This is a genomic window from Synechococcus sp. R5-12 (assembly GCF_047502655.1).
Taxonomy (GTDB): Bacteria; Cyanobacteriota; Cyanobacteriia; order Thermostichales; family Thermostichaceae; genus Thermostichus.
In genome coordinates, this window is record NZ_JANSIM010000178.1 from 1 (window position 1) to 9,755 (window position 9,755).

The 9,755-nt window shown below is 58.8% G+C and carries 8 protein-coding genes and 1 pseudogene; 3 read left to right on the top strand and 6 right to left on the bottom strand.

Annotated features, from left to right (window positions below):
* The first annotated feature begins 130 nt into the window (after positions 1 to 130).
* A complete protein-coding gene (locus tag NW843_RS09970; RefSeq protein ID WP_414343807.1) occupies positions 131 to 412 on the top strand; it encodes a hypothetical protein in 282 nt (93 codons plus the stop codon).
* A 66-nt stretch (positions 413 to 478) separates the two neighbouring features.
* Here NW843_RS09970 and NW843_RS09975 read toward each other — a convergent pair whose 3' ends face one another.
* Complete coding sequence (locus tag NW843_RS09975) at positions 479 to 892, bottom strand: hypothetical protein (RefSeq protein ID WP_414343809.1); 414 nt, start codon at positions 890 to 892, stop codon at positions 479 to 481.
* A gap of 147 nt (positions 893 to 1,039) precedes the next feature.
* On the opposite strand from NW843_RS09975, the gene NW843_RS09980 reads away from it, so the two are divergent.
* The gene (locus NW843_RS09980; protein WP_414522846.1) at positions 1,040 to 1,615 is read left to right on the top strand and encodes a pseudouridine synthase; all 576 of its coding nucleotides are present in this window, start codon (positions 1,040 to 1,042) and stop codon (positions 1,613 to 1,615) included.
* Between the two features lie 547 nt (positions 1,616 to 2,162).
* Here NW843_RS09980 and NW843_RS09985 read toward each other — a convergent pair.
* The 5 genes from NW843_RS09985 to ccsB all read right to left on the bottom strand — a co-directional run bounded on the left by NW843_RS09985 (position 2,163) and on the right by ccsB (position 8,612).
* Entirely contained in the window at positions 2,163 to 3,512 is a 1,350-nt protein-coding gene (locus NW843_RS09985) for an adenylosuccinate synthase (RefSeq protein WP_011431751.1), read from the bottom strand.
* Between the two features lie 211 nt (positions 3,513 to 3,723).
* Entirely contained in the window at positions 3,724 to 5,223 is a 1,500-nt protein-coding gene (locus NW843_RS09990) for a S41 family peptidase (protein WP_414522847.1), read from the bottom strand.
* A 165-nt stretch (positions 5,224 to 5,388) separates the two neighbouring features.
* Entirely contained in the window at positions 5,389 to 7,062 is a 1,674-nt protein-coding gene (tig, locus tag NW843_RS09995; protein ID WP_414522848.1) for a trigger factor, read from the bottom strand.
* Between the two features lie 76 nt (positions 7,063 to 7,138).
* Complete coding sequence (locus NW843_RS10000; RefSeq protein WP_011431755.1) at positions 7,139 to 7,522, bottom strand: lipopolysaccharide assembly LapA domain-containing protein; 384 nt, start codon at positions 7,520 to 7,522, stop codon at positions 7,139 to 7,141.
* A gap of 70 nt (positions 7,523 to 7,592) precedes the next feature.
* Positions 7,593 to 8,612, bottom strand: a complete 1,020-nt coding sequence (gene ccsB / locus NW843_RS10005) for a c-type cytochrome biogenesis protein CcsB (protein WP_414388903.1) — start codon at positions 8,610 to 8,612, stop codon at positions 7,593 to 7,595.
* Positions 8,613 to 8,870: 258 nt separating this feature from the next.
* Here ccsB and NW843_RS10010 point away from each other — a divergent pair.
* Positions 8,871 to 9,755, top strand: a pseudogene (locus NW843_RS10010) (hypothetical protein); the annotation flags it as partial.

Below are 9,755 nucleotides of genomic sequence, written 5' to 3' on the forward strand. Positions count from 1 at the left end.
GCCCGCTCCGTACCGCTTAGCGGTCGGAGCCGGGTAGTTTACGTCCTCCGCCATTGCCTCGACTCGCATTCCCTATCGGGATCCCTTTGGGGCTGTTCGGGATCGCTTCCAGGCGCTGCGGCAGGAGTGGATGTTTTTGCTCGAGCAGAAACGGTTGGGGTTGTGGGAGCACAGCCAATGGATGGAGCAAATAGAGCGGGTGCAGGGATCCCTGGCGGCCTTGGCAGCGGATCCCACCCCGGAAGCCCTGGAACAAGCCCGTCAGCAACTGGGCAACTTGAAAACCAATCTTGCCACTTGGATGCGGCTGGAATCTCTGCGCAACCCCTATCGAGTTCAAGTTTGGGGCAACCGTCTCGCGGCTTTGGAGATGATGCTGCGCTACGGAGAGCAAACCCTGATGAGGGCATGAAGCTCCCCTCTTGCGGGATGGGGATCCCATCTATCCCCAGAACTTCCCCAGAACCGAAAAAAACTGTTATGGGGTATCTTTCGGCATTTCCTCTGCGGGGTCAGGCCCTGTATCCGGCTCCTTGAGGAGAGCAGAGTCCTCAGGGCTGGGCAAGGACTCTGTCCTGCTGGCGCGAACCGCTTCCGGGGAGGTTTCTGGCTCCTCGTCATCGCTACGCGACGCTTCTGGGAACCCGTCAGCAGTGTGTGGCGCTGAAGCGGGCTGAGCAGCAACAGGTTCAGGAGCAGAAGGAGGAGGTGCAGCTGGGATCCCGGCTTCTTCTGCAGGAACAACCGCAGGTGGCTGAGCAGCTTCTTTTTCCTTTTGCTGTTCGTAGCGGCGACGTTTGTTGCCCTCATCCACCAGCACGTACACCAGGCTGAGGAGAGAGAGCCCTGCTGTTCCAACCAAAACCCAGAGTAAGTTGTTGTCTATGGTCATGGGGTGAGCCCCGTCAAACGCTGCTGGCGATGGAGGGATATTGCTCCTTAAGGCTTGATCTTACCGTTGAAGCCGCTCTGCCAAATCCTTCTGCCAAATCTTAAAGATTGGAAAGGTTGGGTTCACAGTTTTGTTGTTTTGTGTGTCATGCGCTATCTCAAGTTCTACAAGCCCTATGGCGTGCTCACCCAATTCACCGACCGAGAGGGACGGCCCACCCTCCAGTCTTTTATCCCGGTGCCCAGGGTTTATCCGGTGGGGCGACTGGATCGCGACAGCGAAGGGCTGCTCCTGCTGACCGATGATGGTCGCCTCAATGCCCGCTTGATCGATCCCAAGTTCGGCCATGAGCGCATCTACTGGGTTCAGGTGGAAGGGATCCCCACCCCCCAAGCCCTGCAACAGCTGCAACAGGGGCTGATCATCCAAGGGCGAAAAACGCGCCCGGCCCAGGTTAAGGTCTTGGCTGAGGAACCCACCCTGCCGCCACGGGATCCCCCCATTCGCTTTCGCCGCTCCATCCCCACCACCTGGCTGGAACTGACGCTGCGGGAGGGTCGCAATCGCCAGGTGCGCCGCATGACTGCCGCTGTTGGGATCCCAACTTTGCGGTTGGTTCGGGTTGGACTGGGGCCCCTCTCTCTGGCGGGGCTTGCTCCCGGCCAGTGGCAAGATCTCAGCGAGGCAGAACTGGCCCAGCTACGGCAATATTGTTTTCCGTGACGTACTCCCGACTCCGACTGCTAGGTAGTACGGAGCAGGCTTCTCGCCTCAACGGGTAGCTATCGCAAGAACCCTCAGCGAGCAGACACAGGATGTCTCACCGCGTAGCTGCACCAGATTCCAACAAAGCTGTTCTGTACAGCTAGGTTGACCACAGCACAAAGACCGCCTTTCATCCCGACCCTCATGCTGATGCATAGAGGGCGAGGCTTCCCAGCGGACTAGCTAAACCATTGATTTTCTGACCCATTGCAGTTATTTCAAGTTAGATTAAGACGCTTCCTATTCGCTCGGCAGTGAGGAGCTGGGAAGCAAGACAACGGAACAGTTTTACTCCCTCTTAAATGACTATAAACTAGGACACTGCATCCACACCTAAGACGTTGAACGCACAGGGCCGGAAGGCTTTTCTCCGTAGCTTAGGCGTTTCACCCTAACCTGAAATGACCATAACTTAACTCACATTGATCATTACTGAGCATTTGATCACTACATTGTTAATGATTGCCCTATGATTGCCCTTGTTCCCAATTGTTCTTGAGCCCACTCAGTCGGGCATGAGGGCGTGGGCGCGCTTGCCACCATTGGGGTAGAGAAGGGCCCGCTTGGGGCCGTGGATGGGATCCTCGACGATAATCGTCTGGTCGCGGCTGGCCCCCAGAGAAACAATGGCAATCGGCACCTGCATCAACTGTGCCAAAAACTTCAGGTAATCATGGGCTTCGGGGGGCAAGTCTTGGATGGAGCGGCAATCTTTGGTGGAACATTTCCAGCCCGGCAGGGTTTCGTAGATGGGTTTGCACTGGGCGAAAACCCGGGCATCGCTGGGAAAGTGACGAATTTCCCGCCCCTGGTACTCGTAGGCCACGCACACCTTGATCTCATCCAAGCCATCCAGCACATCCAGTTTGGTGATGGCCAGGCAGTCTAGGCCATTGATTCGCACCGCGTAGCGCCCAATTACCCCGTCAAACCAGCCGCAGCGCCGTTGTCGCCCTGTGGTGGTGCCAAATTCAGCACCGGTTGCCCCCAGGTACGCCCCGATCTCATCTTTGAGCTCGGTGGGGAAAGGGCCTTCGCCAACGCGGGTGGTGTAGGCTTTGGCCACCCCGATCACCCGGTCAATGCTGGTGGGGCCGATCCCAGCGCCAATACAAGCGCCACCGGCAATGGGATGGGAGGAGGTGACGTAGGGGTAGGTGCCGTAGTCGAGATCCAACAGGGTGCCTTGAGCCCCTTCAAACAGGATGTTCTCCCGATCTTCGATGGCTTGGGTGAGAAGCAGAGCAGCGTCGGTAACATAGGGGCGCAGCCGCTCGGCATAGGCCAGGTATTGCTCGATAATTGGCTCGGGATCCAAGGGCGGCAAGTTATAGATCTTTTCCAGCAAGACATTTTTGTAGGGAATGGCCCAACTGAGGCGCTCCCGCAGCTGGTCAGGGTACATCAAGTCCACGACGCGAATGCCCATGCGCTCGGCCTTGTCGGCATAGGTGGGGCCAATGCCCCGGCCGGTGGTGCCCAGCCGGTAAATGCCACGCCGCTCCTCTTCTGCGATGTCAATGACCCGGTGGTAGGGCAGGGTGACGTGGGCCGTTTCGGCAATGAACAGGTTGTCGGTGGAAATGCCCAATTGATGCAGTTGGTCGATCTCGGCCAGCAGAACCTCGGGATCGATCACCGTGCCGCTGGCGATGATGCAGCGTTTGTCGGGGTAGAGAATGCCAGAGGGGATCAAGTGTAGCTTGAAGGTTTGGCCCCCCACCACCAGGGTATGCCCTGCATTCACCCCACCTTGATAGCGGACGACCACATGGGCCTTTTCACTGAGGAGGTCGGTGATCTTCCCTTTTCCTTCATCGCCCCACTGGGCACCGACAACCACGACGTTTGCCAAGAGCTTCTCCTACAGTCCGTAGATGGCACAAAAAATCCCCTTTGCGGGGGTTGCTGCACTAATCTACCGCATCGCTCCGGGCGATGTTGAGAGATCAGGACAAAAAGATTAACAATCGATTAACTTTTCTCCGGCAGGGGACAACGTGGAGATGGGCGGGATCCCCGAACCCTCTGGCAAGCCAACAGAGATTCCCCAGTTGCCCTCGCCTTCAGCTCCCCGGCTTGAACAGGCCAATGGCCGTGACCTGGTTGGATCCCACCTCAAAGGCAAAGGCCAGGCCCAGGGCATCGTAGTTGACGTAGTAGCGGTCGTCGCGCAGATATTCTCGGCTTCCCTTGGGATAGGGTACCACCTCGTTGTAGCCGTTCTCGCCGGGCCCGCCGTAAACGGCGATCACTTCCGAATAGGTGGAGCCGATGCGGATCCCTTCGCCGGTCATGGCTTCCGGGTGGGTGGTGTAGATGCGGTTGGCGAAAAAGCTATCCACAATGCCCGGATGACGGTAGGTGAAGAGGATGTAGTCTTGTAGGTAAAAGATCTTCAAGTCGCTGTTGGGCTGAAACACATTGGCTCCAGAGGCCGCTGGGATCTGATCGACATTGCCCAGCAGGTGGGTATCCACGTTGCGGGTATCCATGCCCAGCTCAAAGCGACCGACTCGACCCTCTTGCACCAGCACTGTAGGCCGTGGGGGCAGGGCAGGTCGCCGGGGGGGCAAGGCCAGCGCTTGCAGGCCGGCATTCAGCCAAGCATTGTCATCTCCTTCCACGGTCTGCAAGGGCACCAGACCCCGCTCCAAAGAGCGACCATCCCCTGTTTTCCAGGTGGCCACGGCCAGTTCCACCGCCGCGCCGGAGGGAAGGGCAAAGAAGCGGGTTTGTCGTTCGCTGCCCTGGGTGGGCTGCCCCAAAATGAGGGTGCTGCCGCTGGCTCCCAACTGGGCAGCCAGGAGGGTGGCCCCCTGGCGGGTGTTGCCATCCACCAGAACGGCCAATGGGATCCCGGCGGCAATGGGCAGATTTTCGCTGTTCCAGAGGGTGGGCTGCCCAAATCGGTCTTCGGTAATCAGCAGCGGCTGGACGGAGCGGGGCAGAAATAGGCGCGCCACATCGGCCACCACTTGGGGGTCGTAGCCCACAGCTCCGCGCAGGTCGAGGACAATGCCCTGGCTGTAGTCTTGGGTGTAGAGGGTTTGGCGGATTTGCTGAGCTGTGGCCGGGGTGAGATCCGGCACAGCCAAGTAAACCTGGCGCGGGCCGATCCCGCGGGCTTGTACGGGAGGACGGGGACGGTTGAGCAAGTCCTTGAAAGCTTGCGGATCCCAGAAGCGATCGGCGGGATCCCCATACTCCCGCAGGATCTCTTGAATGAACTCGTACTCCACCTCAATGGGGGGGCGGGGATCCCCGTAGCTTCGGGCCAACAGGCGGGTGTAGAGGTCGTTGTAACTGACTGCGGCAGCTTGGTTGCCTGCACCCAAGGACTCGTTGATGAACAATCCCACCAGATGGCGGAGATCCAGCCCGACCGGCTCACGGGGAGGCGAAGGGGCTGCCGGGATCCCTGGATCGGGAAACGAACCTTGGGGATCCGAGGGCATGATGGGCACAGGAGGCAAGGCCGATTGGCCCACAGCGCTGCCGGGCGAGATCCCGGCGATCAGGGTGAGGATCCCCCAAGCCCCAAGTACGCGCGCAAATCCCTTCATGGCAGCCTGCCCTCTTGCAGATGTTGCGAATAGGATAAACCCTAAACGCTCCCCTTTGCCACTGCCAGCAGTGGTAGATATCTATTTTTTGCGACTTGGAACACTAGGGGCTGCGCCCCCTTGCTTTTGAAGGAAATGCCCTCAGCCAGAAAATCCCCAGCGCATTCACTTGCCTTTTTTGTCCTTTTTGCTCGGCTTGGGCTTTTCTGCTGCCGGGATCTCTGTAGCGGTCTCTGCCGCTTTCTCCTCAACTGGGAGCGTTGCCTCTGCCGCAGAGGCTGAGACGGTTTCAGCAGGGGATGCTTCTACAGCCTTTTCTGTAGCTGGCTCGGCTTCCGCAGCTGCAGCTTCTCCATCCGTTTCCGCCCCCGTAGCCGTCTCTGATGAGGATTCAATTGCCTCAGGGATCCCGGATACCTCTGCTTCTGGCTCATCGGCCTCAAACTCGGCCTCTGGCACTTCAACCCTCTCCTCTGAGCCTGCCAAAGAAGTAGGTGCCTGGGTTGGATTCCCCTCGCTATCGACCCAGTTGACCGTGGTCTGAGACTTCAGCCAAGCCATCACCTTGTCGGTCAGCAAGCCTTCATAGACGGCTTGGCGTACTCGTTCCCGATCCAGCTTTTGGCCTTGCTGGGCATAGGCCGCCATCACCTCTTCCACTTCCACGTCCAACTCCGTAGAGCCTACGGCAATTTGCTCTTGCCGAACGATGGCGCTCAGGGCCAAGGTGCGCCGCAGCCGGTCGATGGCTTCGGGTCGGTGGCGCTCTTTCAACTGGTTAAGGGTTTCAGGCGGCAGTTGGGACAGGAGCTTGCGGATCTCGCCTGGCGTGACCCCTTGCTGCTGTTGCAGCGAGTGAAGGCTTTGGGATAGCAGTTGCGTCGTTTCCTGCTCGACTAGGGTCTCGGGCAGATCCACCTCGGTAGTCTCCAAGATGGCGTTGAGGATGGCGGTTTCGAGGTTCTCCTCAGATTGTGTCAGGGCATCCTGTTCAAGGCGCTTTTGCAAGTGCTCCCGCAGTTCGGCCACCGTTTGGAAGCTGCTGATCTCTTGCACAAAGGCATCATCCAATTCGGGCAGCTCCTTGGCCTTGATCTCCCTCAGGCAGACAGTGAAGGTAACCGTTTTCCCGGCCAACTCTTTTCTGAAGTAGTCATCGGGGAAGGTGGCTGCGATCTCCTTGGTTTCGTCGAGCTGCATGCCCACGATGCCCGCCACAAAACCGGGGATGAAGTTGTCTTCCTTGAGTTCCAGCTGGAAGTCCTGGGTGGTCATCTCGTCGAGGGGATTGCCTTCTGCATCGCGGGCTGCAAAATCGATCACCACCACATCCCCCAACTGAGCAGGCCGATCTTCTACCGGCAAGAGGGTGGCCCGCTGATCCCGCCATCGGTCGATGAGCTGGTCAATTTGCTCAGGCTTGACGTCAACACGGGTTGCCGTAACGGTCAGCCCTTTGTATTGGCCAACGCGGGCTTCGGGGTACACCTCAACATATCCTGAGAAGCTGAAGTCTGCTTCGGGGTTGAACTGAGCCAAGAGCTGACCCACCTCATCATCCAGCTCGAACCGACTGATGGGGGTGAGCTGAGCTTCCTTGAAAGCCTGTTGAATGGCCTCGCTGATCAGGTCATCCACAGCACTGGCCATGATGCGCTCGCGGCCCACCTGCCGCACAACAAGATTGCGGGGGGCCTTGCCCTTGCGGAATCCCGGAATTTGGATATTCTGCTCCAGTTGACGCAAGGTTTTTTCGTAGGAGCGCTTCACCCGGTCGGCTTCTACCACGATTTTGAGACCGACCCGGCTGCCAGGGCGTTTTTCTTGGATAACCTGCATAGGAAGTATGAGCTAGGGAGAGGGGCAAGTAGAAGTTCAATTCTACCTCAACGGCCTGTGGGTCAACCTGGAGATTCTAGGCAGGGGATCCCTCAGTGGCCACTTCTTTTACGTCCTGGATGTCTTCTTGGGGTTCGGCGCGCTTGCTGGGGGGCAGTTGCTTCACTTTGGCTTCCAGCTCCACCACCATTTCCTTGAGTTCGGTGATGGTGACTTCCTTCTCCTGCAGTTGCCGATTTTTTTCCCGGGCTTCGATGCTGAACTGTACGCGCATCCAGAGGCTATACAGCCAGGCGAGGGCGGCCCCAATCCCGGCAGATGCCAGAAGTTCCATCACCAGAGGGCTTTCAACGCTGACGCCGGGGGCAAAAGTAACCGTGACCGGGGTGGCGTTTTGCATGGCAAAGAGGGCAATGGCCAGGAGGGCTGAAAACAAGATCAGGTAGTTGAACAGTCGCATCGTTTTTCTCCTCGAAGGGATCCACTACGGCTTGCCAGCACCAGGATACTCATAAACGGGGATCGGTTTCTTAGAAAAACCAGCCATAACTGTGTAAGCCTTTGCCCAGAAAGTTCACCCCCAGATAACACACCCAAACCACCCCAAAGCCTAAGCTGGCCAAGAGGGCGGGGCGTCTGCCTTGCCAGCCTTTGGTGATGCGGGCGTGCAAATAGGCGGCAAAGACCAACCAGGTAATCAAGGCCCAGGTTTCTTTCGGATCCCAGCTCCAGTAGGTACCCCAGGCTTCGTTGGCCCAAACGGCGCCGGCAATAATGCCGATGGTGAGCAGGGGGAACCCCAGCCCGATCAGCCGGTAGCTGGTGTTGTCCAAGATTTCTGCCAGGCTCAGCCGTTGCCAGGGGATCCCTTCTGGGGCCGGTTGGGGAGGGAGCTCAGCCGACGAGGGGGCAGGACGGGGGGAGCGGAGGCCGGCGTAGGCCAGTTCTGAAGCCGGGGAAGGCAGGGTGGCTTCCGCCCATTCGGGATGGGTCTGGGGTTGGGGAGGGCGAAATTGCAGGCCGAGGGAGTTGCCCTTGAGATGCACTTCCTGACCGCGAGTGACGATGAGAAAGCTGATGGAGAGAAGGGATCCCACCAGCAGCGCCGCGTAGGCCAGCAACATCACAGTCACGTGCATCATCAGCCAGTTGGATTGCAAAGCCGGCACGAGGGGCTGGGCTACCTGCATATCTTCCGGCAGCACCAAGGCAGCAAAGGCTACGATCCCGGTTACAACTGGGGCGGTCATGACCCCCACCCAGCGGCTGCGGCTCCAGTGGAGGGCCAGCAGGTGCAAAGCGGTGATCCCCCAGGCCAGGAAAAACAAAGACTCGTACAGATTACTCAAGGGGAAGTAGCCTGCATCGATCCAGCGGGCCGTCAACAGGGCGGCCATCGTCAAGTTTGCCCCGATCATCCCCGCTAGGCCCAATTCGGCCAAAAGCTGCACCTGGGGAAAAGCTGCCCCACCCCAGTAGAACAGCATGGCCCCCAGAGAAATGGCAAACGCCACGTTGTTGAGCAGAGCTTGCCACTGGGCCAGATCCATGCCCGCAAGAGCTGTTATCGCCAACAGAGCCATACACGACCTCAAAAGTGTCTCCGACCCGGCTTGAGCCAGGCCAGTTGATCCCATTCTAGGGCGGGGGAAGGGATCCTCCCCAAAGGACACATGCTGGTAATGTGGGGATGGCTTGTCTGCGGCTCGGCAGGATACAAAGAGCATTGGGATGTAAGGCTCATGCAAGAACACGCGGGAAATGCCAGGTTGAGAAGGTGGGGGTTGTTGAGATGGTGGATCTGTCTGTTGACCGCCCTCGTTTTGGCCTCTTGTGGGGGATCCCCGCCTAAACCCCCGCAGGAACAGCTTCCCCAGCTAGAGCGCGTGCCGGTTCCCCCGGAGATTGCCAAGCTGGATGCCCATTTGCAGTATTGTCGCCCGCAAGTTCAGATCCTCAGCCCCAAGCCAGGTGAGGTGTTGCCAGAGCGGCAGGTAACCGTTCGCTTCGCGGTGCAAGGGTACCCACTTTTCAAAGATCCGCAATTGGGTCTTGGCCCTCATCTGCACGTGGTGCTGGACAACCGGCCCTACATCGCCCATTACGATGCCGATGCTCCCCTCGTTTTCAAGGATTTGGAGCCGGGATCCCATACTCTGCGGGTGTTTGCCGGCAAACCCTGGCACGAGAGCTTCAAAAACTCTGAAGCCTATGCCCAGGTCAGCTTTCACGTGTTAGCTCCCACCCCTGAGTACGTACCACAGCCGCAACTGCCCCTGCTCACCTACAACCGCCCCACAGGCAGCTACGGGGCCGAGCCAATCTTGGTGGATTTCTGGCTGGCCAATGCCCCGGTGCGGGAGAGCCTGTTGAGTGACTTGCCACGGGACTGGCGGATCCGCTACACCCTCAACGGCCAATCCGGCCTGCTGGATCGCTGGGAGTCTTTTTATCTGAAGGGCTTCAGGCCCGGTCGCAATGTGATGGTGCTGGAACTGGTGGACAGCAAAGGGGATCCCATCCGCAATGTGTTCAACAGCGCCGCCCGCGAGATCACCTACACCCCTGGCGGCCAAGACACCCTCTCCAAGCTGGTTCGGGGGGAGCTAAAAGCCGAAGAGGCCCTGGCCATTGTGCAGCCGCAGCCCACACCCACGCCGACTCCGGAACCCACGCCCACTCCTACTCCGACG

Bases quoted from the DNA above. Each gene is read 5' to 3' on its own strand.
- NW843_RS09970 (WP_414343807.1), top strand. From the start codon at position 131: ATGTTTTTGCTCGAGCAGAAACGGTTGGGGTTGTGGGAGCACAGCCAA.
- NW843_RS09975 (WP_414343809.1), bottom strand. From the start codon at position 892: ATGACCATAGACAACAACTTACTCTGGGTTTTGGTTGGAACAGCAGGG.
- NW843_RS09980 (WP_414522846.1), top strand. From the start codon at position 1,040: ATGCGCTATCTCAAGTTCTACAAGCCCTATGGCGTGCTCACCCAATTC.
- NW843_RS09990 (WP_414522847.1), bottom strand. From the start codon at position 5,223: ATGAAGGGATTTGCGCGCGTACTTGGGGCTTGGGGGATCCTCACCCTG.
- tig (WP_414522848.1), bottom strand. From the start codon at position 7,062: ATGCAGGTTATCCAAGAAAAACGCCCTGGCAGCCGGGTCGGTCTCAAA.
- NW843_RS10000 (WP_011431755.1), bottom strand. From the start codon at position 7,522: ATGCGACTGTTCAACTACCTGATCTTGTTTTCAGCCCTCCTGGCCATT.
- ccsB (WP_414388903.1), bottom strand. From the start codon at position 8,612: ATGGATCTGGCCCAGTGGCAAGCTCTGCTCAACAACGTGGCGTTTGCC.